Below are 26,373 nucleotides of genomic sequence, written 5' to 3'. Positions count from 1 at the left end.
GTTAGAACAATATTCGTAGCAATCTTCTTCGCAGTAATGATGACACTTACATCTTTTGCACAGACTGACCTTGAGGCTCAGGCACTTGCAAAGGTTAATGAGATAAGAATGGCAAATGGACTTTCAGCAGTTCAGTACAGCGCATCTCTTGAGACAACATCTGTAGTAAGAGCAAACGAGATCACAACTAAGTTCTCACACACAAGACCGGACGGAACAGACTGGTACACAGTAAATGCAGATCTTCAGTACGGCGAGAATCTTGCAGAAGGCTACAACACAGCAGACGAAGTAGTAAACGCATGGATGGCATCACCTACACACAAAGCAAACATCTTAAAGCCTGACTTCACAACTTGCGCAATCTCAACAACAACTCAGAACGGCAGAACATACTGGGCACAGGAATTCGGAATCTAATATAGAAGAAAAACTTATAACAATAATTCTCATGATAAACATAATCCTACGCAAAAAAGACCCCGCCGGAAAAACCGGTGGGGTCTTTTTTGCCAATAAGGACGTCACGCGGGCGTTAAGAAGCCCATAATGTTTTGGTGATACGGTTTAATCAAAAAGTTCCTTTATCAGAACTTTCTTGTTTCCGGCAGGATACAGTCATATCGAATCGCTTTTCCGGATAATGAATAATCCGGCTTGATACCTGCAAGAAAAGGACCCTTCAGAGGTCTTTTTATGATGATTTTATGAGGTTTTGCCTGAAGGGCAGCATTAAAAAGCTCGTTTTCATCTGAGCATGGACGTTCAAGCTGCTGTAAAAGCTGGAATTTCTTTTTTACCAATGCACTTTTGGTCCTGGCAGGGAACATAGGATCCAGTAGTACCACGTCCGGGGAATGCTCCAAATTCTTCATGGCTTCGATGCTGCTTTCGATGTGTAATTCCATGCGGGAAACGATTTCATTTAGCAAAGGATCCTGAGCAGCACGTCGTAAAGTGTCTTCAAGCAGAGATGCTATAACCGGATCATATTCATAAAGGATAACATTAAAACCTGAGGCTGCAAGAAGAAGGGAATCTTCACCCATTCCGGCTGTTGCATCAATTATAACAGGGGTATGATCAAGATCCTTAAGTTTTGCGCATTTTACCAGAAGCTCCCGCTCCAGGTTGCTCTTTTTTAATCTGGAAGCATTGGCAGTAAAGTCACCCCGGAGAGAAAGAGTTCCGTCAGTAAGGGACAGTCCTGTTTCATCCAGCTTTAAATATAGAGGTTTTTCTTTAGAGGATTTCTCCGAATCATCATCGGGAATTGAGGGGATTCCGGTGCCGGCTTCAGAGATAAATGCCTCAAGTTCTGATTTATCAATTGTGTAGGGAACACGGAGCCTTTCGGACAACATCCTTGCAGTATCAAGAAAAGTTCCGGATTCTGAATAGATCATCATTTTTGTTTCCATATATATTCCGTTCCAAGTGTAGAGTCGATTTTGACATCTGTGTGCCAGATATAAACGGTAAAAAACATGCATCTATAGATGAGAATGATTTTTAACTGTTATAAGTTTAAGAAAAGTCAGCATTTAAAGCAATGATTAAATCGTAGGATGTAAAAAGAGATAGGATTAAATAAAAATATGATGTATGTTATATTTGAACGAAAAGAGGGACCGGATCAGGTTTTCTTAGTGAATCTGATAGACGTCATAAGTTCTTGAAAAATATATAAAAGGGCTTAGGTTCCTGAAAGTGAGGAAATTATGAAAAGAATAATATCAAATGAAAACATTAAACAAATGGTAAAGAGAGGTTCTGCGGCAGGACTCATCATGCTGCTTCTCGGTACAAGTATTGCCTGTGGAAAGAAACCAACGGCAGTGGAAACTACTGCTGCTACTGAGGCAGCAACAGAGGCTGCCACTGAAGCGGAAACTACGGAAGCAATCAATGATTTAAAAGAAATCACAGGAAAAGTATCAGATGCTGCAATGCATTCCCTGGTTCTTGAGGATAAGGATGGAAAAACCTACGAATTAAGCCTCGTGGATGGTGTAGATACCAGCATGCTTCAGGGCGGCGTGGAAGTCGGAATGGATGTTACTGTGGAACTGGACAGTGCGGGAGATGTTATCTCCATAAGACCGGCAGGAACTGAACTTGTGGGAGAAACAGAGGAAGCAGAAAGCAAAGAAGCTGTTTCAAGTGATGAAGTTAAGCAGCTTCAAAGCGGTGTTAAGACTGTGGCTGACCTTAGCTATGATGTTCAGAATGCCGGAGCCATTAGTGGAGTTGTTATAGAAGCTTCGGAGGAAGACGGAACCATAGTACAGACAGTTGAAGGTCCTGTTGAGTTTACAGTAAGCAAAGAAACCGATAAAAGCGCGGTCGGAGGAAAGGTTAATCCAGGTGATGGTGTCCGCGTATTCTTCAATGAAGATGGAGATGCACTTTCTTTGGAAAGTATGGATATGTCAATTAATAATCCCGATGCCGCAGTTGCAGCTGGAGAAGTGATCCTTGATGTGGCAAATAATGATTTCAAGTCATTTGCCTCTAAGGTACAGTATCCTATACTTGTGGACGGAAAGGAATATGCCGATGCGGAAGCTCTTGAAAAAGCAAAGGACAGCATATGGACTCCTGAACTTATAAAAGCGGTTGTTACTGAGGATCTTCTGAAAACAGCGGCAAAGGACGCGGGAATATTTATAGGTAAGGATGACGGTCCTTATGTTCTTATAAATAATGACATGGTATTTGAGATATCAGGCATAGCTGTACGAAAGGTCGTACAAAACTAAGATCAGAGTATCTTCAAAAAAACATGAACAAAACAAAAGAATAAAAAGATTGTTAATTCTATAACACCATAATAGTTTAAATGTATCATGGATGTTATACTAATTATAGTTTTGATTAATGAGTATATTTATGTCTACACAGGAGGGTACGAATGGTAACTAATGATAAGGGTGCTATCGCGCTTAAACACGAAGTCATCGAAAGACTGGCAAGGGCCGCATGGGAGGACAGACTCGGCAGGGAAGCAGAGAATGAGACTATCATGGCTATTTCACCGGGGCCTCACTCAACATGGAGATGCTGTGTTTATAAAGAGAGGGAGATCCTGAGATGGCGTATCCGTCTCACAGAGAATCTTGATGCCAATCCTTACGCAACCGAGCCTAATCCAAACATTATCCAGGTTATAGATCCGGCTTGCGAGGAGTGTCCGCTTTCTTCCTATACAGTAACTGATAACTGTCGCTTATGCTTGGGAAAGGCATGTCAGAACAGCTGTCGTTTCGGCGCCATCACTATGGGTGACCAGAGAGCACATATCGATCCCAACAAGTGTAAAGAGTGTGGAATGTGTGCCAATGCCTGCCCTTACGGAGCTATCGCTCACCTTGAGAGACCATGCCGTAAGCCTTGCCCTGTTAATGCAATTACCTATGATGAGAATGGCATTTGCAAGATCGATGACAAGAAGTGCATAAGATGCGGCCAGTGTATCCACAGCTGTCCTTTCGGAGCTATCGCATCCAAGCTTGATGTTCTCGACATCATAAAGGATATCAAGGAAGGTAAAGAAATATACGCAATGTGTGCTCCTGCTATCGAGGGACAGTTCGGTAAGGAAATCACCATGGGTTCCATCAGAGAGGCACTTAAGAAGCTTGGCTTCACAGATATGGTTGAGGTTGGTCTCGGCGGAGATATGACTGCTGCATATGAGGCTGAGGAGTGGTATGAGGCACGTCAGGAAGGCAAGAAGATGACAACCTCCTGCTGCCCTGCATTTATCAATATGCTGAGAATGCATTATCCTGATCAGTTTAAGGAGAATATGTCAGAGACAGTATCACCTATGTGCGCTATCTCAAGATATCTCAAGGTGACACATCCGGGATGCAAGACCGTATTTATCGGACCATGCATCGCAAAGAAGTCTGAGGCTCATGAAATGGGCATAAAGGATAATGCTGATTATGTACTTACCTTCGGTGAGATGCAGGCAATGCTGAGATCAAAGAATGTTGAGATGGTTCCTGTTGTTGATCCTTATCAGGAGTCCTCAATCTGGGGCAAGAGCTTTGCAAGCTCAGGCGGAGTTGCCAATGCTGTTCTTGAGTGCATGAGAGAGCGTAATCAGGATGCAACAGGAATCCAGCTTCGTGCAGCAGCAGGTGGAAAGGAATGTACAACTGCCCTTCAGCTCCTGAAGCTCGGAAAGCTTCCGGAAGACTTTATCGAGGGAATGGTTTGTGAAGGCGGCTGCGTAGGCGGACCTTCAAAGCACAAGACAGAGCTTGAGATAAGAAAGGCACGTCAGGATCTTCTTAACCAGGCTGATGACCGTAAGATTCTGGACAACCTTAAGAACTATCCTATGGACAAGTTCTCCATGATGAGAGGACCGATGAACGAGTTTCATTGTGATAAATAATCTTTAATCCAAGGAATGACAATAAAAAAGCCGGGAGCCCGTAATCAGCGGGTTCCCGGCTTTTTAATATTCGCAATAAGGCTGTCACGCGGATGTAGCTTATTAAATGTGCCGCTTAAGGTTCGGAAAGAATCATCACCGTCACATTATAGGCACAACACCAATGTGACGGACAACGCGAAACCAATAATGGAGGTCTTTTTCCAACCCGGTTTCAGGAAAATCTCGCGTGTCAGAACGGAAGCTTGAAGGATGGTATGGAACTGATCGCTTCGTTCAGGCTGTCCAGGTATGACTTAAGAGTTTCAACGGAATCGAAGAAATCATCAATTTTCTGACTGTAGTTAGAGTAGTCGGCCTGCAGCTGCTCCACCATTTTATCAACTTTTTTCATGGTTTCTATGGCCGCATCAACTTCAGTTTTGTAGTCATTGACAACATTATAAAGATAGTAGCCTGCACCAAGAATAAGCGCCAGTGCAAGCAGTGTGATCAAAATAGTAAAGATCATAAGCCGGTGGTTCTGCTCAAGTTTTGTCATGATCTCTGCATTGGAAGGTTCCCTTTGGAATTCTTTCAGTGAGTCCTGAAAATCCTTATAGCTGTCAATGCTGTCTTCCGAACCGCTTTTGTTTGAGCGATTCTTTCTATCATCTTTAAGTTCCATAATTATATATCTCCTATATTGATGATTTATTGAATGAATATCTGCCTCACATATACAGATAAAAACAGTTTCTGAGAATACACATTATAATAAGTAGAATTATACCATATATAAGGTCATGTTAGTACAGTTTTAGCGGACCATGCAGATACGTCAATCGCTATTTAAAAAATTTCATAGTACCAAAATTTTTTAAATAACTATGCAGGAATAAACGACGAAATACCGTCATGCGCTTTTATCTCCATTATTCATAGTTTCAGAAACTACTTTTGTTCGGAAATTTCTTTCGTTGACTAAAGTATGACCATTAGGTATTATCAACAACGACAAGCGGATAGTTAAATTTTTTTATTAAAAAAATTTTTTCTATCTGCCTGAAAAAGTAACAAATAAAGAATTGAGATGTCGTTTTATCGACCAAAAGGAGAAAACATGGATTTCGAGAAAGTTAAGAGCATTATCGTTGACACACTTGCTTGTGACGAGGACAAGGTTACACCTGAGGCAAGATTCATTGAGGATCTTGAGGTAGATTCACTTTCACTCGTTGAACTTCACATGGCTCTTGAGGATGAGCTTGGACACTCAATCCCCGACGGTGAGATCGGAAAGCTTCAGACAGTTCAGGAGCTTGTAGATTACTGCAACAAATAATCAATTAAATCCTAAGAAATGATCCGCCTTCATCAAATCAGGCATGGAGATCTTACTCCAACCGGGACTTATGAAGGCATGGATGTTTACTAACTAAAGCCAAAGCTCGTCTTTGGCTTTTTCAATGAAGTATGGAGGAATATATGGAATCTCCAATTACAAAGATATACGAAATGTACAAGGACAGAGCTTTACGGAAGAAGGCTCTGGCTGACACTGTTGGACACAGCGGACTCAAGTTTAATTTCGGAAAAGATGCTCAGGATGCTAAATCAAAGAGTTCCGATAAGAAAACAGCCGGTTCCGAAAAGGGTGCAGAGGAAGTAAGGGACAAAAATGGTTTCCGTATACCTGCGGTAATGATACCTTCCAGTTTTATAACCTGCAGATCTTGTGGAAGACGTGCTCTCAGAAAAAAGTGGGAAGATAACTTTTTTGTATGTCCTGAGTGCGGAAAGTATGCACCTATCGGAGCTTATTACAGATTAAGTCTTATTCTTGACAAGGGTTCTTTTGAAGAGATAGATACAGAGATCAAAGCTGAAGATCCCCTGGAATTCCCCGGTTATAAAGAGAAGATCGAACAGCAGGAGGAAAAGACAGGTCTGAATGAATCTGTAATTTCAGCAATCGGAACTATTCAGGGCATCCGCCTTGTAACAGTGGTTCTGGACAGCAGATTCTTTATGGGGTCAATGTCTCGTGCAGTTGGAGAAAAAGTTACTCGTGCTATAGAGTATGCCGACAGGGAAAAATTACCATTACTTATTTTCAGCGCCAGCGGCGGAGCACGTATGCAGGAAGGAATCTACAGCCTGATGCAGATGGCAAAGACAACTTCCGCTGTACAGCAGTTCAGTGAGCATGGCGGATTGTTTATCAGCTTCCTTACACATCCTACTACCGGAGGTGTAACCGCAAGCTTTGCCACACTCGGAGACATTACCCTGGCTGAGCCCGGGGCTCTTATCGGATTCGCAGGTCCCAGAGTTATAGAGCAGACTATCAACCGAAAGCTTCCCAAGGGCTTTCAGCGTGCCGAGTATCTTGAGAACCATGGTTTTGTGGACAGGATAGTTGAAAGATATGAAATGAGAGATGTACTTACTGATGTACTGAAACTTCATATGGATTCAAAAAATATTCAGTCAAGAACATTTAAGGCTTCGGAGAATTAAGGATGATAAAAGAAATAATACAGGAAACAGAGCAGATTGAGGAAAGAATCAATGCTCTCTCTGAGAATGAAGAATTATTGGAAGAGAACGCTGAAGAGATACGTGAACTTGATAAAACAAGAAATGATCTTCTGTCCAAATGCACAGATTTAACAGCAGCCGACAGGGTTTATCTTGCAAGACATCCCAAGCGTCCTCACATTAAGGATTTCATAGATAATCTTTTTACAGATTTCTTTGAGCAGAAGGGGGATCACTTATATGACGAGGATCTTTCCATCTATGGTGGTATCGCACGTTATAAAGGATGCCCTGTAACAGTACTTGGACATCAGAAAGGCAGGACCATGGAAGAAAATCTTGCCTATAATTTCGGAATGCCAAGACCTGAAGGATATAGAAAAGCTCTTCGTCTTATGCAGCAGGCTGAGAAGTTTGGCCGTCCTATCATAACCTTTATCGATACTCCGGGTGCTTACCCCGGACTTGAGGCTGAAGAGCACGGACAGGGTGAAGCAATTGCAAGAAACCTTGCAGCTATGAGCAGCTTCCATGTACCTGTTATTTCTATAGTAACAGGAGAGGGAAATTCCGGTGGAGCCCTTGCAATAGGTGTTGCCAACAAGATCCTTATGCTGGAGAATGCAGTTTACTCAGTTCTCAGCCCTGAGGGATTTGCATCTATTTTATGGAAGGATGCCGGACGTCACGAAGAAGCCTGCGAAGTAATGAAGCTTACAGCCCGGGATCTCAGAAAGGCCGGTGTTGCCGATCATGTTATACCTGAGCCTCTCGGAGGTGCACAGGAAGATCCGGAAAGACTTTATGCGAGTCTTGATATAGTTCTTGAGAAGACATTTACAGACCTGTTAAAGCTGTCACCTGAGGAAGTAAGAAAAGATAGACAGGAAAAATACAGGAATATATAAAGAAGTTCAACAAAGTACAGTTGAATATCAGGAGTATAGTTTTGAAAGGAATAAAAATCATTGGCCTGGGAGGAGCACTCCCGGGTAAAACAGTCACAAACGATGCTCTCGGAGAGATCATGGATACATCGGATGCCTGGATATATCCCAGAACAGGAATCCATGAAAGAAAATTCTGCACGGAAGATGAAAGTGCATTGACACTTGCCATAGAAGCAGGAAGAAAAGCCCTTGAAGATGCAGGGATAAAGAAAGAGTCCATAGGCGCTGTTATCGTTGCGTCCATGTCACCGGATCTTGCAACTCCAAGTATGGCAGCTCTTATACAGCGAGAGCTGGAGCTTCCGGAAGTACCTGCACTTGATCTTAATGCTGCCTGCAGCGGATTTATATATGCCCTCGAAGTCGCAAGAGGTCTTTTATCAGCAGGTCTCGATGTATGTGATATTTATCCCGATAAAAAAGAAGAAAGAGAGTCCCGGAAGGCATCACAAAAGTATGCCCTTGTAATAGGAACCGAACAACTTTCAAGGCTTGTATCTATGGAAGACAGGACAACAGCCATTCTTTTCGGAGACGGTGCCGGTGCTGCGGTAATAGCATTGGACCGGGAAGAAGATGAGAATCTCTATGTGAGCCTTCTCGGTTCAAGAGGCTCCGGAGCCATAGAGGCACCCTCAATTTATACAGGGGCCTACGAGCAGAAGCTTAGAAAGAGTACTTCTGAGGATGGTCAGGAAAAGCCGAAGATCGATCACATGCTTATGGATGGTAAGGACGTATTTGTTTTCGCCTGCGATATCATACCAAAGATCATTAACGGACTTCTGGATAAGACTGGGCTAAACCTTTCGGATGTGGATCATGTTGTATGCCATCAGGCAAATGCAAGGATAATAAAACATGTTATCAGAGCCATGCATGCTCCGTCAGAAAAGTTCTTTATGAATATGGAAACTCTCGGAAATATCAGTGCAGCCTCAATCCCTATCGCTCTTTTCGATATGAAGAACAAGGGACTGCTGCATGAAGGAGACAGGATGATCCTGGCCGGTTTCGGAGGAGGCCTCACCTGGGGCGGATGTGTCATCAATTACAGATAAAGCTTTAGTCAGAATAATCAACAAAAACAGAGAAGGTAGATCATGAAGTTATTAAATGAAATTTTAGGAACCCGTTACCCGGTTATTCAGGGTGGTATGGCAAATATCGCAACAGGACGTTTTGCAGCAGCTTGTGCCAATGCCGGCGCCGTAGGACTTATCGGAACAGGTGGAATCAGAACAGCAGACGAGCTTAGAAATGAAATCCGCACAGCCCGTGAGCTTGCACCGGAGACAGCAGACGGATATAAGCCGGTTATCGGTGTTAACCTTATGCTTATGAACCCTTCAACAGATGATTTTGTAAAGGTTTGTATCGAGGAGAAGATTCCTTTGGTTACAACAGGTGCAGGAAATCCCGGAAAATATATGGAGGATTTCAAGGCAGCAGGAATAAAGGTAATCCCTGTAATAGGTGCGCCTGTACTTGCACAGCACGTTGAGAGACTTGGAGCTGATGCTGTTATCGCAGAAGGCACTGAGAGCGGCGGTCATGTTGGTGAGATGACAACCATGACACTTGTTCCTCAGACAGTTGATGCTGTAAATATTCCTGTTATTGCAGCAGGCGGTATTGCAGATAACCGTCAGTTCAGAGCTGCCATGGCTCTCGGAGCCTGCGGTGTTCAGGTCGGTACTGTTCTTCTGGCATCGCCTGAGTGTCCTATACATGAAAACTATAAGGCAGCTCTTCTTAAGGCAAAGGGTACAGATGCCATCGTAACAGGCCGTATAGGCGGAACACCTGTAAGAGTACTTAAGAACCAGATGACAGTTGAGTACTTAAAGCAGGAGAAGGCCGGCGCAGACAAGATGGAGCTTGAGAAGTACACACTCGGATCATTACGTCGTGCTGTATTTGAGGGAGACGTAAAGACCGGTTCCCTTATGTCAGGACAGGCTTGCGGACAGCTTAAGGAGATCCGTCCTTTGGCAGAGATACTTAAGGACTTAACACAGATGTAAATATTGCTATGAGCCATCAGGCTCCTGAGCATCTTTTATAAGACAAAAAACAGAGTCAAACGGGCAGGATATGTCCGACTGATCTGGAGGAGAAATAAATGAAGACAGCATTTTTGTATGCAGGACAGGGAAGCCAGCATGCCGGTATGGGTGCAGACCTTTACCGTGACTATCCTGAGTTCCGCAGAATATTTGATGGAGTTTCAGAGAAATTACAGAGTCAGAATCCGGATGATAAGAACTATGATCTTTGTCGCCTTTGCTTCGAAGATCCTGATGGAGTGATCAATGAAACTAAGTATACACAGCCGGCTATGGTAGCATTTGCCTGCGGTGTAACTGAGATACTTAAGGTTCATGGAATTCGTCCTGACTACGCTGCCGGACTTTCCCTCGGTGAGTACTCTGCACTTGAGGCTGCTGAAGTAATGGATGCCGAAACCGCAGTGGATATGGTTGCATATCGCGGAAAGAAGATGGCAGAAGCAAGCGTAGGTGTGGACTGCGGAATGACAGCTGTGCTTGGAATGGCTGAAGCTGACCTTGAGGAATGCTGCGAGAAAGTAAGAAATAAAACCGGTAAGGTTGTTTCCATCTGTAACTATAACTGTCCCGGACAGATCGTTATAGGCGGAGAGACAGAGGCTGTCGATAAGGTTACTGAGCTTGCAAAGGGTTATGATAAGGTTCGCTGCATACCTCTCAAGGTATCGGGACCCTTCCACACAAGCTTTATGTCAAGTGCCGGAGATGCTCTTCAGGAGTATTTCAAAAATATCCGTATGAACCGTCCTAAATGCACAGTTATGTTCAATTACCTTGGCGGTGAATCAGAGGCAGTTTCAGAAGCAATAAACTCAACAACAGCAACAACCGCAGCGGCATTCCGTAAGGAAATCCCCGAGCTTCTTGTAATGCAGGTTCAGAAGCCTGTACGTATGGAAGCGATAATCAGAAGTTTGTTTGAAAAGGGTGTCAGGAATTTTGTTGAGATAGGTCCCGGACATACACTTGGCGGTTTTGTAAAGAAGGTTGCCAAGGATATGGAAATCAAGGATTTCAACATTTGCTCAGTGGAAAACTCTGAGGAAGTGGAAAAGCTTATTGCAGATAAAGAGAGTGTATGATGAATAATTTAAAAGATAAGACAGCTATAGTCACAGGTGCTTCAAGAGGTATCGGAAGAGCCATCGCGCTGGAGCTTGCCGGAAGAGGCTGTAACGTGGTTGTTAATTTTGCAGGAAATGAGGCAGCTGCCCTCGAAACAGTAAAGCTGTGTGAAGAGGCCGGAGTAAAAGCCGTAGCCATGAAAGGTGATGTTTCCGATGAAGCAGCGGTTAATGAGATCGTTACTGCCGCACAGGAGCAGTTCGGAAGCATTGACATCCTGGTAAACAACGCAGGTATCACAAGAGATAATCTGATGCTCAGAATGAGTGCCGATGATTTTGATGAGGTTATCTCCAAGAATCTTCGCGGAGCCTTCCTTATGACAAAGTATGCAGGAAAGATCATGCTGAAGCAACGATCCGGACGCATCGTAAATATCTCATCAATCGTAGGATTACATGGAAATGCCGGCCAGGCCAACTACTCGGCATCAAAGGCGGGAATCATCGGTCTCACAAAGACCACTGCCCTTGAGTATGCAAGCCGCGGTATTACGGCCAATGTTATCGCCCCCGGCTTCATCGATACTGATATGACAAAGGCTTTACCGGATAAGGTAAAAGAATCAATGCTTACACGTATCCCGGCCGGAAAATTCGGCGAGCCTGAGGATATCGCAAAAGCCGTAGCCTTCCTTGCATCAGACGATGCCCGCTACATCACCGCCCAGGTGCTTGGTGTAGATGGTGGCCTTGGAGCGTAAAATATAATACAGAATGGAGTATGTCATGGAGAATAAGCGAAGAGTAGTTATAACAGGAGTAGGAACCGTAAACCCCACAGGAAATACTGTGGCCAAGTCTTGGGATAATATCCGTAAGGGAGTATGCGGAATCGCACCTATAACACATTTCGATACAACAGATTTCGTAGTAAAGCTTGCAGGAGAAGTAAAGGATTTTGACCCTTCACAGGTTATAGATCGCCGTGAACAGAAACATTTATCACGTTTCGCCCAGTTCGCACTTATCGCTGCAGAAGAAGCCATTTTACAGAGCGGCATAAAGGATACCACAGAATATGACGTATCCAGAATGGGAGTGATCATATCTTCCGGTATCGGTGCCCTTGATACCATCGAAGTAGAGCATAGCAGAGGTTTAAGCCATGGATATGAAAGAGTTTCACCTTTCTTTATCCCCATGTCAATTTGCAACATGGCAGCAGCCAATGTTGCCATACGTCACGGTTTCAAGGGAATGTGCACCTGTCCTGTAACAGCTTGTGCAGGTGGTTCCAATGCCATCGGAGATGCATTCCACAGAATCAGAGACGGATATGAAGATGTTATGGTTGCCGGAGGAACAGAGGCAAGCATTTCCCCGCTTGGAATAGGCGGATTCAGCAGCATGAGAGCCCTCAGCCAGGCAACAGATCCAAATCGTGCAAGCATTCCTTTTGATGCTGAAAGAGGCGGCTTCGTAATGGGAGAAGGATCAGGAATCCTTGTAATGGAGGAAAGAGAGCATGCATTAAACAGAGGGGCAAAGATCCTTGCTGAGATAGTTGGATATGGTGCCAACTGTGATGCTTTCCATATCACAAGCCCTAACCCTGAAGGTGAAGGCGGTGCAGAGTGTATGCGTCTTGCCATAAAGGACGCAGGAATTGATGCTTCAGAGATTTCTTACATCAATGCACACGGTACCTCAACTCATCTTAACGATTCCTGCGAAACAAAGGCTATCAAGGCTGTATTCGGAGAGAATGCATACAAGATCCCTGTATCTTCAACAAAATCCATGACAGGTCATCTTCTCGGAGGAGCAGGCGGAGTTGAAGCTGTATTCTGCGTAAAGGCTCTTGAAGAGGGATTTATTCCTGCAACCGTTAACTATAAGACACCGGATCCTGAGTGTGACCTGGATATAGTTCCTAACGAAGGAAGAAATGCAGACCTTAAGTATGCATTAAGCAATTCACTTGGATTTGGCGGACACAATGCCTGCATCATTTTTGCAAAGGCTTAAGGCAGCGGATAATGTTATAAGGAGGAAATATGGCAGAAGAATTAAAAGATGAGGAAAGAAAGCCTCAGGAATTGGGCATCGAAGAAATAAAGAATATAATACCTCACAGATATCCCTTCTTACTTATAGATCATGTTAATGATTATGAACCGGGAAAATTTGCTGATGCTACAAAATGTGTCAGCGTAAATGAACCATTTTTCCAGGGACATTTTCCGGAGTATCCGGTTATGCCCGGCGTGCTCATAATCGAAGCATTGGCCCAGACCGGAGCAGTGGCTCTTTTAAGTATTCCGGAAAATAAAGGAAAGATAGCTCTTTTCGGAGGTATCAAAAATGCACGTTTCAAGCGTCAGGTAAGACCCGGAGACGTACTTAAACTTCATTGTGAACTTACTAAGATGCATGGACCTGTTGGAATAGGTACCGCAAAGGCAACTGTGGACGGCAAGGTAGCCGTAGTGGCTGAACTGACCTTTGCAATTATGTGAGATTAAGGTGATTTGATATGCTTAGCAAGACAGTAGAGGAACTTTATAATAGATTCAGAGTTCATTTTTATATTCAGGTCTTCTCAAAAGGAAATACTTTTGATGATAACCTTACGTCAGTAGAGGCTTTCAGTCTGGAATGCATAAAGGCCCTTGGTGAGCCGACTGTGGCGGAATTCGCTAAAATGATGGGGATTTCTGCGCCCAATGCTGCCTATAAGGTAAATGCTCTGGTGCAAAAGGGTTACATCGAAAAAGTCCAGTCTCAGGCTGATCACAGAGAATACTTTTTGAGAACAACTGCAAGACTTAATGAATATAATAAGAACAGCTATGAGTTTCTTAAGAAGCTGGTGGATAGATGTGAAAGCAGATTTTCTCCGGAAGACATAGAAAAGTTTGACAATATGCTCGGAACCATAATTGAAGAAATGGTGCCGGAAGTAGACCCAAGTCATTTTAAGAAGAGCGACAGAAAATAGTTTAATATTTTGATTGCAAGACCGTTTGGAACATTATGTTTCGGACGGTCTTTTTTCGTGATAATGCAGTCACCCCAGGAACCCGGAAGGATTTTTTTGGCCCCGGATGCTGTGTAAGTCCGGTCTCAGTACATATGTTACAAAAGAACCCTATTATAATATTTCAAAATTACTAATTGACATCCTATGTTAAACAGAATATATTAAATGTAAGCGCTTACAGAAATACAAAGAGCTTTATTTTAGGAACATGTAAGCATTTACATCAAATTATAAATGATTTATCTGAAAGGGGATAAGTTCAAATGGAAAAATTAAACTATCAGGTACTTGAGAAATCCGGCTATCAGGGATACATCCTTAAGGATGCACCGGTTAAGGTTATGCAGTTCGGTGAAGGAAACTTCCTTAGAGCATTTGTCGATTATTTCTTTGATATGTCAAACGAAAAGGCCGGCTGGAACGGAAAGGTGACTCTGGTACAGCCTATCGCTGCTGGACTTACTGAACTTATCAATGAGCAGGAAGGTCTTTACACACTTTATCTTCGCGGATCAGAGAATGGTCAGAAGGTAAACAACAAGAGAGTTATCTCTGTTTGTAAGGATGCCATCAACCCTTATGAAAAGGAAGGCTTTGAGGCACTTCTTGAGCTTGCCAAGTCAGATGATCTTGAATATATCGTATCAAATACAACAGAGGCAGGTATCGTTTACGATGCGGATACAAAGTTTGATCAGGAGCCTCCTGTATCCTTCCCCGGAAAGATGACAAGAATCCTCTTTGAGAGATTCAAGGCCGGAAAGGGCGGACTTGTGGTTCTTTCCTGCGAGCTTATCGATAATAACGGTCAGGAGCTCAAGAAGATCGTTAACCGTCACATCGATGAGTGGAATCTCGGAGCAGATTTCAAGAAGTGGGTAAATGACGAGGTACTTTTCTGCTCAACACTTGTTGACAGAATCGTTCCCGGCCGTATCCGTGATCCTAAGGAGGTTGAGGAGATCGAGAAGGAGAATGGCTACACAGATCCTCTTATTGATGTAGGAGAGGTATTCGGTGTATGGTACATTGAAGGACCTAAGGAGCTTGAGGACAAGCTTCCGTTTAAGAAGGCCGGTGTAAATGTTCACGTTGTTCCTGAGGTTGCTCCATACAAGAAGAGAAAGGTTCGCATCCTTAACGGTGCACACACAGGCTTCGTACTTGGTGCTTATCTTGCAGGCTTTGACATCGTTCGTGACTGTATGCATGATGATGTGGTTAAGAACTATATGAACAAGATGCTTCAGGAGGAGATCATTCCTATCCTTCCTCTTGATAAGGAGGATTGCGAGAAATTTGCGGCAGCTGTTGAAGACAGATTCAATAATCCTTTCGTAGATCACCAGCTCATGAGCATTTCTCTTAACTCAACTTCAAAGTGGAAGGCAAGAAATATGCCGTCATTCCTTGAGTATGTTGAGAAGTTCGGAAAGCTTCCTGAGGTTCTTGCAATGAGCTTTGCAGCTTACATCGCTTTCTACAGCAATGAAGTACAGCGTCGTGAAGAGGATGGACTCGTATGCAAGCGCCCTGCCGGAAATGAATACAAGATCCAGGACGACAAGGAAGTTCTCGACTTCTACGAGGCACATAAGGCAGATGACGTAAAGACACTTGTTCACGCAGTTATGTCCAATGTTGACTTCTGGGGACAGGATCTTACAGCAGTTAAGGACTTCGAAGAGACAACAGTTAAGAATCTTACTCTCATAAGAGAAGAGGGTGCCAAGGCTGCATACGCATCAGTACTGTAAAAGAAATTATCGGATGCGATCTTTTAAGGATCATCCGGAGAAGATGCGCCAGGATTATAAATAAGTGATTTATACGACGTCAGTCTTTTGTGAAATGACATTTGCGAAAAGACTGACGTTTTTTAGAACAGGAGATATGAAATGTCAAAAGCAAAGGTAGTTCATATTAATGCAGAAGACAATGTTGTGGTTGCCATCGCTCCCATCAGCAAGGGCATGGAGATACAGGTAGATGACATTGACATAACTGCAGTTGAAGATATCCCTCAGGGACACAAGGTGGCTGTTAAGCCTATCAAAAAGGATGAGCAGGTCATTAAATACGGCGTTTCCATCGGTCATGCAACAAAGGACATAGAGGCAGGACAGTGGGTACATACCCATGATATGGCGACCAATTTAAGTGGTGAAGTGGTCTATACCTATAACCCGGCCGTACCTGAGAAAAAAGAGATGCCTGTTGAGACCTTTGAAGGTTTCGTACGTCCTGACGGAAAAGTCGGAACACGTAATGAAATCTGGATCATTCCCACTGTAGGATGTGTTAATGATGTTGCCAAGCACCTTGTGGAGATGAATCAGGATATAGTTAAGGGCTCCATAGAGGGGCTTTATACCTATACACATCCTTTCGGATGCTCTCAGACCGGCGGAGATCATGCCCAGACCCGTAAGGTACTGGCAGATCTTGTACGTCACCCGAATGCGGGAGCTGTACTTGTGCTTTCACTCGGATGTGAGAACCTTACACATGAGCAGTTCCTTACGGAGCTTGGTGAGTACGATCCGGAGAGAGTAAAGTTCCTTACCTGCCAGGAGGTTGAGGATGAGCTTGAAGTAGGCTCAAAGCTTTTACATGAGCTTTCAAACTATGCAGGAAAGTTCAAGAGAGAGACAGTAGGTATAGATAAGCTTGTACTTGGCATGAAGTGCGGCGGATCGGATGGCCTTTCGGGCATAACTGCGAATCCGACAGTCGGAAGAGTTTCCGATATGATCGTTGCTCAGGGCGGAACCACAATTCTCACAGAGGTGCCTGAGATGTTCGGGGCAGAGAGCATGCTTATGGACAGATGCATTAACAATGAAGTATTTGAAAAAGCATCCAACATGCTGAACGGTTTCAAGGATTACTTTATAAGCCATAATGAGGTGGTTTACGATAATCCTTCTCCCGGTAATAAGGAGGGCGGAATAACCACACTTGAGGATAAATCCTGCGGATGTGTACAGAAGGGCGGAAAGGCAGCAATCTCAGATGTGCTTTCATATGCTGAACCGGTACATACCAAGGGACTTAACCTTCTCTACGGCCCGGGTAATGATCTTGTGTCCAGTACAAATCTTACTGCAGCAGGATGTACAGTTATCCTTTTCACAACAGGAAGAGGAACTCCTTTTGGAGCACCTGCACCGGTTGCCAAGATCGCTACCAATGACAGACTGGCAGAAAAGAAAAAGAACTGGATCGATTTCAATGCAGGCCCCGTTGCATCCAGCGGTGAGTCTGTGGATGATGCAGGAAGAAGACTGTTTGACTTTGTTAAGGAGATTGCCTCAGGCAAACAGACTCAGGCTGAAAAGCATGGATTCAGAGAGATATCTATATTTAAGGATGGCGTAGTCCTGTAAAAAAACCATCGGATAAGACTCTCAATCACAAGAAACGAAAGCGCCATCGTGGATGATTCTCATCGTGAGAACCGTCCCACCGGCTGAAACAGGCAAAAACACCTGCGTAATGGCTTATCGAAAATAAAAAAGAACCTGAAACGGTAAATACCGCATCAGGTTCTTTTTATATTGCGCAAACGTTATAAATGATGTTCTTATCACAGTTGATCTGAACCACCTGACTGGCGTCCATGGTACCGTTAGAAATCATTCCAAGAAAAGAATTGACAGAAGTGTTTGTCATTTCAATATCAAGATGTGAATTAACACGGTAAACGCTTATCTGATGGTCTCCGTTAAGCTGTGACAGAACCATATGAATTCTGTCCATCTTATCCCCTCCTTATTCAGTTTTCAAAGAGCTGAATATGTGCCGGATGCAACCGGCATTTCTTATAAACTCCACACACGAGTTAAAATTATAGCACATTATTCCAAAATGTCAGCAAAAAAATAAAAAAATAAATAGATATTGCACAATGGTTGAGAAAATGAAGTAATTCTTTGAGAAATTGAGAACAAAAAGGAAGAGTGAGATATAAAATAATTTATTTAAAAAATTAAAAATATCAGATACTCGAAAGTCTTTAGAGTTAAATTTAAATATTTCTCGTTGCAATTTAAGAAGTATGATGTTATCATACTGCAAACCGATTGACATAGAGCAGAGTGTAAGTGGTTACAGATATGATAGGTGATCACAAAGAAGTTTTTTATTGCAGATATCAGGAGGAAAAAACGATGAGTGAATTAAACATTATGATTCCAAATCGTGAAGCAGTAGGCGATTTTGTAGCATTAACATCTAAACTTCCGTACGAGATGGATCTTGTTCAGGGATCAAAGATTGTTGATGCAAAATCAGTACTTGGAATAATCTATATGGGTCTCGGAAAGGTTTTAAACCTTAAGGTCAGAACAGAGAACCTTGCTGATGCAAAGGTTTCTCTCAAGGACTATATTGTTGAGTGATCCGCTTAAAATGCAAAAGGCGCCTGGACTGGGAGAATTCCCGGTTTGGGCGTTTTTTTATTTTAAAATATGATAATATAGACACCGAGGTATAAAAGAAATGCAGATAGAGATACAGAGATGTAACAGAAAATCGATAGTGATCACAGTCAACAGTAAAGCGGAAGTGATCATTAAAGCTCCATATAATACAACCAATGCCGAAATACAGGAAATCCTGCAGAAAAGGGCAAAATGGATCAAGGATCATGTGGATAAAGTAAAGAAAGAAATAGAGCGTGCGAAGAGTGTCGAACCTCTCAGTAATGAAGAACTAAGTAAACTGGGGGATAAGGCTGTGGAGTACATACCAAAACGTGTGGAATATTTCGCACCCAAGGTAGGAGTTCAGTACGGACGCATAACCATAAGGAACCAAAAGTCCAGATGGGGAAGCTGCAGTTCAAAAGGTAATCTTAACTTTAACTGTCTTCTTATGCTGACACCGCCGGAGATAATAGATTATGTGGTGGTACATGAGTTATGTCACAGAAAAGAAATGAATCATTCTTTTCAGTTCTGGGCACTGGTTGAAAAGGTTTTGCCTGATTACAGGGAAAGACGTAAATGGCTTGATGAAAACGGCGGAGTGATAATCGGCCGTATGGAATAAAAAAGGCATTGCAGAATGGATTTGTTCAATGGGAGCAAAATCAATTCTGCAGTGCCTTTTGTTATCCACCGGGGACTGTTCTCGCCGGCGGGAACTGTTTCCGGTGGATTTCGACTGCCTGGGATTAAAATCCCGGGCAGAGATGCGTCTATTTATTTCCTGGTATATTTTTTTCTTGAGCGGCTGTTCATAAGCATATCTCTTCGTATCTTCTGCGCCTTTGAAAGATCTCGTGTATGCTTCAGCATGCGGGACCTTCGTCTGTTGTTGGCATATTCTTCTCTTCGTTCAAATAGGTAGTAAACAAGGAAGATAACACCTGCAACAAGAGCGATAGATCCAAGTATCAGCAGTAATTGTTTGATGGGTTTGGAGATTTCAAGGCGCCCGTCTTCATTGTTTACTATGATAGGAGCGTGTTTTTCCCGGTCTTCAGGACGTTCGGATTTTTCATTGTAAACCACATCGGATTCATTGTTGGTGATACTTATGGTTTCCGGAATGGTTTCCTCCGGCAGTTTCACGGATCCTGCTTCCGAAGCTTCTTCCGCAAGCTGACTGCTTAGTTTGGTCTTCAGAGAATTATCGCTTAATTTGATATAGGCTTTTCCTACCTCCTTGTCACCGTAACTATAGTCGATACGTGCGAAGGATCCGTCGGATTTTTCTTCTTCACTAAGATCATAGGTAAGAGTATCCGTGACAGCATCTATAGTATCTCCTTTAGGGACAGTAATATGATATGAGGGAGAGATGTCAAAGCCGATTGAGTCTATAAGCTGAATGCCATAAACCTTCATATTGCTGGAGAGCTTACTCAGATTCTTATCGTTTTCCCGGGCACTGATTGAATAGAAATTCTCATAGCCAAAATCGAAGAGTTTTTTGGTATCTGAGTACTGTGCGCTGTGACCGTTAAGTATAACTGAGATAAGAGTCATTCCGTCTCTTTCACAAGCCGTGACCAGGGTGTTTCCTGCCAATGTTGTATATCCGGTCTTTCCTGCAAAAACTCCGGGATAGTAGTCCGAATAGCTTTTTCTCATCATATGATGATGGGCGTAAACAGTATTCTCGCTGTCATCAACATTTGGATATTTTGTTATGGGTGCATGGGTATAAGCCTGTGTGGCATCAATGCTTCGGAATGTGTCATTTTTTATGGCATACTGCATGATCTTTGCATAATCATATGCACAGGTATAATGATCCGGATCGTTAAGTCCCGAAGGATTTACAAAATGAGAATTAACACAGCCAAGCTCCGCGGCCTTTTCATTCATCAGATCTGCAAAATTTTCATTTGTTTTTGCAATATACTCGGCCAAAGCATTGGCACAGTCATTGGCTGAATGAAGCAGGAGTCCGTAAAGACAGTCACGCACTGAAAGCTTGTCACCCGGCACCGCACCGATGATGGTTGAATTAGGTTCCAGATTCGTATTTACCGCTGCATAGGAAAATGTGACCTTGTCCTCCAGATTATCACAGTTCTCAAGAACAAGGATCGCTGTAAGAACCTTTGTTATGGAAGCCGGATAATAGGCGGTGGTTGCATTCTTTTCATAAAGAATGGCACCTGAGTCGGCGTCCATCAGGATCGCTCCGTCCGATACGATATCAAAGTCAGCCCGGGGCCATCCTTCGGCATAGCATCTTGAGGTGAAAATGAAGACTGACGCAAGGGTTATAAAAATCTGCCTGAACAGCCTTTTTTTATTTATGTAGGATTTAATCTTTTGTATCATTTGCTTCTTTCACAGCCTTTTTCAGAACAACGGAGGCTTTATATAAATCTCCGTCAATGCTTATAACAAGCTCTCCGTTCATAAGCTTTGTAAGGCTCTTTGCTATGGAGAGTCCGAGACCTGAACCCTCAGTTGTACGGCTTACATCGCCTCTTACAAATCTCTCTGTGAGTTCCTCCGGAGAAATGTTAAGAGGTCTTGAGGAGATATTTTTTATGGTACATGTTGCTGTACCTGAATCCTCGTCTTCAGTGATATCCACGTAAACTCTTGATTCCCGGAGAGCGTATTTACAGCAGTTATTTAAAAGATTTTCGATAACTCTCCAAAGATGTCTTCCGTCGGCACTGATCATAACAGGATGATCAGGGTAATTGAGTATCACTTCAAGCTTTGCTGCATGGGTCTTGTCTTCAAACTCACCAAGCGCCTGTTCAACTATCTCGTTGTAATTGATATCCGCAAAGTCTATTTTGACGTTTCCTGAGCTTGCCTTACTTGCTTCAACCAGATCCTCTGTCAATGTTTTAAGTCTGGTGGATTTCTGGTCAAGTACCTTTATATACTCCTGAACTCTCGGATTATCTATCTCCTCACGTTTAAGCAGGTCTACATAGCTTATGATGGAAGTCAGAGGTGTCTTCAGGTCATGGGAAACGTTGGTGATAAGGTCAGCCTTTAAACGTTCGGACTTAACCTGTTCATCAACAGCATGACTGAGACCTGTTGCTATGTGCCAGGCATAAAAATCAATGGACAGAATGATCAGAAGTATCGCAAGGGCAAGCATTAAAGCATTTAGACTTGCCATCTTATAGAAACGGACAAAAAGGAAAACTATCATTGCAAATGCTAAAAGGTTCGGTAAAACAAACAGCAGATAACTGAAAAGCTTTGAGGTCGTTTTTTCAGCGCTGAAAATGTAATGCCCGAAAAGATCGCATATCTTCTTCAGTAATGATGATTTCCACAAACGATCCGCTTTATAATTTCTTATCAGCGAAAACAACATTGGAACAAACAGCATATACTTAAGGAGAAAGCTTAATGCTGATGCCCAGAAATCCCAGTTGTCAAGGAACCCGATAACATTTTCCACAGATTCAATAAACTGAGGGGCTACCATTTCTGCGACAAATCCCCAGATAAAGAAAGCGGAAATAATTATCTCTGTTGGACAATAGTCTATCTTATACAGATGGATTTTTTTATCCGTGCTGTCCTCACTCTGTCCGGTTTTAAGAGCAAGATATACAAGAGAGAGAATCGCAACAATAGAGGAAAGTGAAAGCATCAGGAGTCCGGAGATACTTGAGATTCTTCGACTGTTATAAACCTCTGCATTGTTTTTCAGGATATCATCGTTAGGAAAATCAGTATCTATGCCCACAGAATAGTAGTATTGTGAGTTGTCTGACTGAAATGGATTTCGTGCCTGTAAAAGCGGGATAAGGTTTTGCGGGATATTATTGAAACTTGTTGATACCTGGAGTGAATTAGAATCCACATAGACAAAACTCGGAAGGGATCGAATATCTTCTTCTTTCCGGTCCGGATCATTTGTGAAAACCACCTCCTTACCCTTTGTGGTATATCTTACGTTAAAGAAAAAGTTGGTTACACTTTTATCGAACTCATTTTTTACTGCATAATACCTGGCAAGGTAGGTTAATGCTTCTTCCGCCAAAGTGCCAAGAGACATCTGACCGTCTGTAGGGCTGGTTTGTTTATAATTAGGAAGATAAGCACGATATTGAACGATTATCTGGTGATTGAGTTCGTCTTCTTCCTTTGAAATGGTTCTTGATCCATCATTTCTGAGACGATTCCAGGAATCAAAATAATAGCCCATGGATCTTGCATACTGTATGAGATAATCCAGGGAGTAGGAAACATTTTGTCCCTGTATGTCAGCCTGAGCTATGATGAGACCAAGGTCCAGTTTTCCGTCTTTCTCAAAAATATCAGTGAGCTGGACGTAGTCGAAAACATCAGTCATCATCTCATTTGTCTTGGATTCGTATGAGGCGCTCTTTACATAATCGGGCTGACGGACATACTCCAGGGCTGAGCCCTCTGCAGCACCGAAAGTCAGGACACCGATACTGCAGATGATAAGGATTATTGAGACAAAATTAATTATTGTAAGGATGATTCGTTTCATGATTTAGCAGAGTCCTGTTTTTCGATTTTATAGCCTACACCCCATACTACTTTAAGATATCTCGGTTCACGAGGATTAATCTCGATTTTCTCACGTATGTGACGTATATGGACAGCTACAGTATTATCTGCACCGATTGCTTCCTCATTCCAGATGGAAGTGTAAATGTCGTCAATAGAGAAAACTTTGCCGGCATTCTTTACCAGGAGAAGAAGGATATTGTATTCGATGGGTGTAAGCTTTACGGCATTGCCATCAACAGTAACCTCCTTTGTATCGTCATTCATCACGAGACCACCACAGGCAAAAATATTTCCGTTGTCAGCCTCTCCGATGTTTCCCAGCTGGGTATATCTGCGGAGCTGTGATTTTACTCTGGCGATAAGCTCCAGAGGATTATAAGGTTTGGTGAGATAGTCATCTGCGCCCACATTAAGACCAAGGATCTTGTCATTGTCCTCACCCTTTGCGGAAAGCATGATGATAGGTATGGAGCTGGTCTCCCTTATCTTTAAAACAGTATGAACTCCGTCAAGTCCGGGCATCATTACGTCAATGATGAGAAGATCTACTCTGTGCTGTTCCATGATCTCCAGAACATCGTAGCCGTCATAAGCTTTAAGGACGTTGAATCCTTCTCCGGTAAGATAGATGGAAATGGCTTCGACGATCTGCTTGTCGTCGTCACATACAAGAATTGTCTGCATATAAAAACCTCCTGTTGGTAGGTGAAGTATGTATCTGTAGATACTAATAAACTACATTATTATACATTATTGGCCTATTCAATGCAAAGAAAGTCAGAAGAAACTGCCCGGGATTTTCAATGTAAAAGTTCAGACGGTGGGCCACAAGGCTTTGAGCGGTACATGAGAATCCGTTAAGAAAATTCACCTGGGACGGTTCTAGCCTATGAGAAATGTCTCAGATGGGATTATCCAAATATTTCAAAAAGACTTCCGTCCTCGTTGGATTTCTTAAAATAAAAAAGCTTCCGGAAAGCCGGAAGCTCTAGGTTATGATTTGAAATTTATGCTTCAGAGGCAACAGGCTGAACAAACTGCTTGTTCAGGTATGCATCGCGGCCGTTGAAGTCGATCTGTATCCATTCGTCATTGGCATCACCCTTATAGGTTACCTGGACGCCTGCATCAAGAACTTCAAGAACCTCACAATCTGTATTAGGCTCTGTACGAACCTTAACACCTGTGGTTGTTACCCAGACAGAAGATACTGCTTCAGTCTCGGGAGCTGCAGTTTCCTCGGGAACAGACTCAGCTGCAGCTGTTGTTCCCATAACTGCCTCTGTTGTTGCAGCAGGAGTTGTCTCGATTGTTGATCTGTCGGAACCACCCATTATTATCTTTATAAGGATAATGAGAAGAATGATACATGCGATAGGAATAGCAAACTTCATGATATTGTACATATCAAGAGAGCTGCTTCTTCTTCTCTTAACTCTTCGTACCGGCCTTCCGTCTCTGCTCTGTGACATCCGGCGTCCCTGATTTCTGGTAACACGTTCGCTGTCGCGAAGTGGCCTTGTGGGACGTGAAGCACGTTTCTGGGTTGAGTCTCTTCCTGCGGAGGTATTTGACAGAGGAATATCTACATTGCCAAGGCCGCTTACAAAGGAAGGTGTGCTTCCGGTGGATGTTCCGGATAAATCTTCGGAATTCTGGAAATCACTTTCCGGTGCTGTTTCATCAAAGGCATCTGCATCATCTTCCATGGCATCACCATAGTCATCAGCAGCCTGTGCGGCCTCTCTTATATTCTGGGTGTAGGAAGGAATGGACTGCCTGGAATCAGAAGGCGAATCCATATAAAGAGCAAGTTCATCTCTGATGAGAGAAAATGAATCATTAGCGGTCTGGGATGTAGCTTCACCGGATTCCGCCTGTTCTCCATATACACGTATGGTGTGATAATTGTTTCTTGTTTCTTCGGAAATAAGATGATTGTTATAAAGCTGATCTATGTCATTTTCAAGATTGTTGGATACCAGAACAGCTTTATCAATTTGTAAACGAACCAGAGTTTTAAGGATACTCTTATCGAGGATCATGGCCTCGGAATACTGTCCATTCAGAATACTCTGCTGAGCCTTGTTAAGATCACTTCTTATATTGCCCCAAATACTAGTTTCTCTCGGTGTTGGCATAAAAAACCTCCTTAACGGAAATCATATTACATCTAGTATACTCAATTTCAAAAGTCACTTCAAGGGAAGCAGCTACAGACTTGATGAAAAAAAGAATCTATGTTAAACATAGTAAAAATACAAAATGAAAGGCATTTAAGATGAGATTAAGACATATAACAGGATCTGAAGATTTTGTGGCAAATTCAGAGTATGTAACACATGATCCGGAAAAGAATAAAGGAAAGTGGAAAGAGTATTTTGGAAATGATAACCCCATAAGGATTGAGATTGGAATGGGAAAAGGACAGTTTATCGAAAAGATGGCTGCGGAAAACAGAGATATTAATTTTATAGGTATAGAAAGATATGACACAGTTATATTGAAAGCTATAAAAAAGAGGGAAGCTCTTGAAAGTGAAGGCATAAAGCTAGATAATCTCACATTTATCTCCATTGATGCCAGGATGTTGTCAGATGTTTTTGCTCCCGGGGAGGTAGACAGGATTTATCTTAATTTTTCCGATCCCTGGCCTAAAGACAGACAGGCTAACCGACGTTTGACAAGTCCTGTTTTTATGAAGATATATAAGGAGTTCCTTAAAGTGGATGGTCAGCTTGAATTTAAAACGGATAACACTGGACTCTTTGACTATTCTCTTGAGTCTATCCCTGAATCAGGCTGGAAGCTTACAGCTGTAACAAGAGATCTGCATAATGACTCTTCTATGAATGAAGGAAATGTTATGACTGAGTACGAAGAGAAGTTTTCGGCAAAGGGTAATCCTATATATAAACTTATCGCCATACAGTGATATGAAAAGAAACAGAAACAGCTCAGCCGATGGACCATAGGTGACTACTGAACTGTAACAAAAAACAGGATTAAAAAAAGATTGAATGAAAAGTTAAATTCCACATGTAAAAGTAAATTCCATACTGAAGACTAAATTCAGTTTTTTGAGGGTTTGACATATTTTGTCAAACCCTTTATTGTGGAATTTAGCCACTTGAATGATGTGTAAATTGAAAAAAGCGTATGCGGTCGCTGACAACTGGAATTGCGTTCTGCAAGACTGAATTCCACCTGCCTAAATGGGGTGTTATTGGTGGCTCTCGTTCGCAGATTTTTATCATTTTACACTTTCGTTCAGTGGCTTTAAATTTATGTATTGGCACCGTCCGCCACCCTTGACA

General features: G+C 42.7%; 25 protein-coding genes. 18 read left to right on the top strand and 7 right to left on the bottom strand.

The features are described 5' to 3' along the window. A partial coding sequence (locus T357_RS0117200; protein WP_155991535.1) for a CAP domain-containing protein occupies window positions 1–420 on the top strand: 420 nt, incomplete at its 5' end. Window positions 421–587: 167 nt separating this feature from the next. Here T357_RS0117200 and T357_RS0117195 read toward each other — a convergent pair. Then, entirely contained in the window at window positions 588–1,421 is an 834-nt protein-coding gene (locus T357_RS0117195) for a class I SAM-dependent methyltransferase (protein ID WP_242840144.1), read from the bottom strand. Between the two features lie 300 nt (window positions 1,422–1,721). On the opposite strand from T357_RS0117195, the gene T357_RS0117190 reads away from it, so the two are divergent. Together T357_RS0117190 and T357_RS0117185 are read left to right on the top strand one after the other, a co-directional pair. After that, a complete protein-coding gene (locus T357_RS0117190) occupies window positions 1,722–2,762 on the top strand; it encodes a protease-associated domain-containing protein (RefSeq protein ID WP_031555231.1) in 1,041 nt (346 codons plus the stop codon). A gap of 152 nt (window positions 2,763–2,914) precedes the next feature. After that, a complete protein-coding gene (locus T357_RS0117185) occupies window positions 2,915–4,411 on the top strand; it encodes a 4Fe-4S dicluster domain-containing protein (protein WP_031555229.1) in 1,497 nt (498 codons plus the stop codon). Between the two features lie 232 nt (window positions 4,412–4,643). On the opposite strand, the gene T357_RS0117180 is transcribed toward T357_RS0117185, so the two are convergent. Continuing rightward, window positions 4,644–5,078, bottom strand: coding sequence for a hypothetical protein (locus T357_RS0117180; RefSeq protein WP_031555227.1), 435 nt, complete (start codon window positions 5,076–5,078; stop codon window positions 4,644–4,646). A 435-nt stretch (window positions 5,079–5,513) separates the two neighbouring features. Between T357_RS0117180 and acpP the strand changes: the two genes are divergently transcribed. The 12 genes from acpP to T357_RS0117120 all read left to right on the top strand — a co-directional run bounded on the left by acpP (window position 5,514) and on the right by T357_RS0117120 (window position 17,455). Beyond that, entirely contained in the window at window positions 5,514–5,735 is a 222-nt protein-coding gene (gene acpP / locus T357_RS0117175; RefSeq protein ID WP_029199801.1) for an acyl carrier protein, read from the top strand. 143 nt (window positions 5,736–5,878) lie between these two features. Further along, window positions 5,879–6,913, top strand: coding sequence for an acetyl-CoA carboxylase, carboxyltransferase subunit beta (gene accD, locus T357_RS19570; RefSeq protein ID WP_044917315.1), 1,035 nt, complete (start codon window positions 5,879–5,881; stop codon window positions 6,911–6,913). A 2-nt stretch (window positions 6,914–6,915) separates the two neighbouring features. After that, window positions 6,916–7,842, top strand: a complete 927-nt coding sequence (locus tag T357_RS0117165; protein ID WP_031555223.1) for an acetyl-CoA carboxylase carboxyltransferase subunit alpha — start codon at window positions 6,916–6,918, stop codon at window positions 7,840–7,842. A 41-nt stretch (window positions 7,843–7,883) separates the two neighbouring features. Beyond that, a complete protein-coding gene (locus tag T357_RS0117160) occupies window positions 7,884–8,945 on the top strand; it encodes a 3-oxoacyl-ACP synthase III family protein (protein WP_031555221.1) in 1,062 nt (353 codons plus the stop codon). Window positions 8,946–8,987: 42 nt separating this feature from the next. Beyond that, window positions 8,988–9,911: a nitronate monooxygenase gene (locus T357_RS0117155; protein WP_031555219.1), complete on the top strand. Its 924-nt coding sequence runs from the start codon at window positions 8,988–8,990 to the stop codon at window positions 9,909–9,911. Window positions 9,912–10,009: 98 nt separating this feature from the next. After that, window positions 10,010–11,038: an ACP S-malonyltransferase gene (locus tag T357_RS0117150; RefSeq protein ID WP_031555217.1), complete on the top strand. Its 1,029-nt coding sequence runs from the start codon at window positions 10,010–10,012 to the stop codon at window positions 11,036–11,038. Beyond that, entirely contained in the window at window positions 11,035–11,784 is a 750-nt protein-coding gene (gene fabG, locus T357_RS0117145; RefSeq protein WP_330373146.1) for a 3-oxoacyl-[acyl-carrier-protein] reductase, read from the top strand. The genes T357_RS0117150 and fabG overlap by 4 nt, the downstream gene beginning before the upstream one ends. A gap of 25 nt (window positions 11,785–11,809) precedes the next feature. Continuing rightward, window positions 11,810–13,051 carry a beta-ketoacyl-ACP synthase II gene (gene fabF / locus T357_RS0117140; protein ID WP_031555213.1) on the top strand — a complete coding sequence of 414 codons (1,242 nt, stop codon included), beginning with the start codon at window positions 11,810–11,812 and terminating at the stop codon, window positions 13,049–13,051. A 29-nt stretch (window positions 13,052–13,080) separates the two neighbouring features. After that, entirely contained in the window at window positions 13,081–13,542 is a 462-nt protein-coding gene (fabZ, locus tag T357_RS0117135; RefSeq protein WP_044917314.1) for a 3-hydroxyacyl-ACP dehydratase FabZ, read from the top strand. Window positions 13,543–13,559: 17 nt separating this feature from the next. Continuing rightward, window positions 13,560–14,024 (top strand): MarR family winged helix-turn-helix transcriptional regulator, encoded by a 465-nt coding sequence (locus tag T357_RS0117130; RefSeq protein ID WP_031555207.1) that lies wholly within the window; start codon window positions 13,560–13,562, stop codon window positions 14,022–14,024. A gap of 305 nt (window positions 14,025–14,329) precedes the next feature. Continuing rightward, window positions 14,330–15,823, top strand: a complete 1,494-nt coding sequence (locus tag T357_RS0117125) for a tagaturonate reductase (protein WP_031555204.1) — start codon at window positions 14,330–14,332, stop codon at window positions 15,821–15,823. A 141-nt stretch (window positions 15,824–15,964) separates the two neighbouring features. Beyond that, window positions 15,965–17,455 carry a UxaA family hydrolase gene (locus tag T357_RS0117120; RefSeq protein ID WP_031555202.1) on the top strand — a complete coding sequence of 497 codons (1,491 nt, stop codon included), beginning with the start codon at window positions 15,965–15,967 and terminating at the stop codon, window positions 17,453–17,455. Between the two features lie 166 nt (window positions 17,456–17,621). On the opposite strand, the gene T357_RS0117115 is transcribed toward T357_RS0117120, so the two are convergent. Next, window positions 17,622–17,828, bottom strand: coding sequence for a hypothetical protein (locus tag T357_RS0117115; protein WP_031555199.1), 207 nt, complete (start codon window positions 17,826–17,828; stop codon window positions 17,622–17,624). A gap of 410 nt (window positions 17,829–18,238) precedes the next feature. Between T357_RS0117115 and T357_RS0117110 the strand changes: the two genes are divergently transcribed. Further along, entirely contained in the window at window positions 18,239–18,469 is a 231-nt protein-coding gene (locus tag T357_RS0117110; protein ID WP_031555197.1) for an HPr family phosphocarrier protein, read from the top strand. 100 nt (window positions 18,470–18,569) lie between these two features. Beyond that, window positions 18,570–19,121 carry a M48 family metallopeptidase gene (locus T357_RS0117105; RefSeq protein ID WP_031555194.1) on the top strand — a complete coding sequence of 184 codons (552 nt, stop codon included), beginning with the start codon at window positions 18,570–18,572 and terminating at the stop codon, window positions 19,119–19,121. Between the two features lie 152 nt (window positions 19,122–19,273). Here the strand turns inward: T357_RS0117105 and T357_RS0117100 are convergent, their stop codons facing one another. The 4 genes from T357_RS0117100 to T357_RS0117080 all read right to left on the bottom strand — a co-directional run bounded on the left by T357_RS0117100 (window position 19,274) and on the right by T357_RS0117080 (window position 25,197). Beyond that, a complete protein-coding gene (locus T357_RS0117100) occupies window positions 19,274–20,869 on the bottom strand; it encodes a D-alanyl-D-alanine carboxypeptidase family protein (RefSeq protein ID WP_031555192.1) in 1,596 nt (531 codons plus the stop codon). Further along, a complete protein-coding gene (locus T357_RS0117095; RefSeq protein WP_044917312.1) occupies window positions 20,853–23,033 on the bottom strand; it encodes a sensor histidine kinase in 2,181 nt (726 codons plus the stop codon). Before T357_RS0117095 ends, T357_RS0117100 begins: the two co-directional genes overlap by 17 nt. Then, window positions 23,030–23,740, bottom strand: coding sequence for a response regulator transcription factor (locus T357_RS0117090; RefSeq protein ID WP_031555187.1), 711 nt, complete (start codon window positions 23,738–23,740; stop codon window positions 23,030–23,032). Before T357_RS0117090 ends, T357_RS0117095 begins: the two co-directional genes overlap by 4 nt. Before the next feature lie 323 nt (window positions 23,741–24,063). Further along, window positions 24,064–25,197 carry an SH3 domain-containing protein gene (locus T357_RS0117080; protein ID WP_031555185.1) on the bottom strand — a complete coding sequence of 378 codons (1,134 nt, stop codon included), beginning with the start codon at window positions 25,195–25,197 and terminating at the stop codon, window positions 24,064–24,066. A gap of 140 nt (window positions 25,198–25,337) precedes the next feature. On the opposite strand from T357_RS0117080, the gene trmB reads away from it, so the two are divergent. Next, complete coding sequence (gene trmB, locus T357_RS0117075; RefSeq protein WP_031555183.1) at window positions 25,338–25,991, top strand: tRNA (guanosine(46)-N7)-methyltransferase TrmB; 654 nt, start codon at window positions 25,338–25,340, stop codon at window positions 25,989–25,991. Window positions 25,992–26,373: the final 382 nt, after the last annotated feature.

This window comes from Oribacterium sp. FC2011 (genome assembly GCF_000701645.1).
Classification (GTDB): domain Bacteria; phylum Bacillota; class Clostridia; order Lachnospirales; family Lachnospiraceae; genus Oribacterium.
The sequence above is the reverse complement of the archived record's forward strand: the minus strand, read 5'-3'. Positions and strand labels throughout refer to the sequence as shown.

Coding starts and splice junctions, on each gene's coding strand:
- T357_RS0117195 (WP_242840144.1), bottom strand. CDS start 1,421: ATGGAAACAAAAATGATGATCTATTCAGAATCCGGAACTTTTCTTGAT.
- T357_RS0117190 (WP_031555231.1), top strand. CDS start 1,722: ATGAAAAGAATAATATCAAATGAAAACATTAAACAAATGGTAAAGAGA.
- T357_RS0117185 (WP_031555229.1), top strand. CDS start 2,915: ATGGTAACTAATGATAAGGGTGCTATCGCGCTTAAACACGAAGTCATC.
- T357_RS0117180 (WP_031555227.1), bottom strand. CDS start 5,078: ATGGAACTTAAAGATGATAGAAAGAATCGCTCAAACAAAAGCGGTTCG.
- acpP (WP_029199801.1), top strand. CDS start 5,514: ATGGATTTCGAGAAAGTTAAGAGCATTATCGTTGACACACTTGCTTGT.
- accD (WP_044917315.1), top strand. CDS start 5,879: ATGGAATCTCCAATTACAAAGATATACGAAATGTACAAGGACAGAGCT.
- T357_RS0117165 (WP_031555223.1), top strand. CDS start 6,916: ATGATAAAAGAAATAATACAGGAAACAGAGCAGATTGAGGAAAGAATC.
- T357_RS0117155 (WP_031555219.1), top strand. CDS start 8,988: ATGAAGTTATTAAATGAAATTTTAGGAACCCGTTACCCGGTTATTCAG.
- T357_RS0117150 (WP_031555217.1), top strand. CDS start 10,010: ATGAAGACAGCATTTTTGTATGCAGGACAGGGAAGCCAGCATGCCGGT.
- fabG (WP_330373146.1), top strand. CDS start 11,035: ATGATGAATAATTTAAAAGATAAGACAGCTATAGTCACAGGTGCTTCA.
- fabF (WP_031555213.1), top strand. CDS start 11,810: ATGGAGAATAAGCGAAGAGTAGTTATAACAGGAGTAGGAACCGTAAAC.
- fabZ (WP_044917314.1), top strand. CDS start 13,081: ATGGCAGAAGAATTAAAAGATGAGGAAAGAAAGCCTCAGGAATTGGGC.
- T357_RS0117130 (WP_031555207.1), top strand. CDS start 13,560: ATGCTTAGCAAGACAGTAGAGGAACTTTATAATAGATTCAGAGTTCAT.
- T357_RS0117125 (WP_031555204.1), top strand. CDS start 14,330: ATGGAAAAATTAAACTATCAGGTACTTGAGAAATCCGGCTATCAGGGA.
- T357_RS0117120 (WP_031555202.1), top strand. CDS start 15,965: ATGTCAAAAGCAAAGGTAGTTCATATTAATGCAGAAGACAATGTTGTG.
- T357_RS0117115 (WP_031555199.1), bottom strand. CDS start 17,828: ATGGACAGAATTCATATGGTTCTGTCACAGCTTAACGGAGACCATCAG.
- T357_RS0117110 (WP_031555197.1), top strand. CDS start 18,239: ATGAGTGAATTAAACATTATGATTCCAAATCGTGAAGCAGTAGGCGAT.
- T357_RS0117105 (WP_031555194.1), top strand. CDS start 18,570: ATGCAGATAGAGATACAGAGATGTAACAGAAAATCGATAGTGATCACA.
- T357_RS0117100 (WP_031555192.1), bottom strand. CDS start 20,869: ATGATACAAAAGATTAAATCCTACATAAATAAAAAAAGGCTGTTCAGG.
- T357_RS0117095 (WP_044917312.1), bottom strand. CDS start 23,033: ATGAAACGAATCATCCTTACAATAATTAATTTTGTCTCAATAATCCTT.
- T357_RS0117090 (WP_031555187.1), bottom strand. CDS start 23,740: ATGCAGACAATTCTTGTATGTGACGACGACAAGCAGATCGTCGAAGCC.
- T357_RS0117080 (WP_031555185.1), bottom strand. CDS start 25,197: ATGCCAACACCGAGAGAAACTAGTATTTGGGGCAATATAAGAAGTGAT.
- trmB (WP_031555183.1), top strand. CDS start 25,338: ATGAGATTAAGACATATAACAGGATCTGAAGATTTTGTGGCAAATTCA.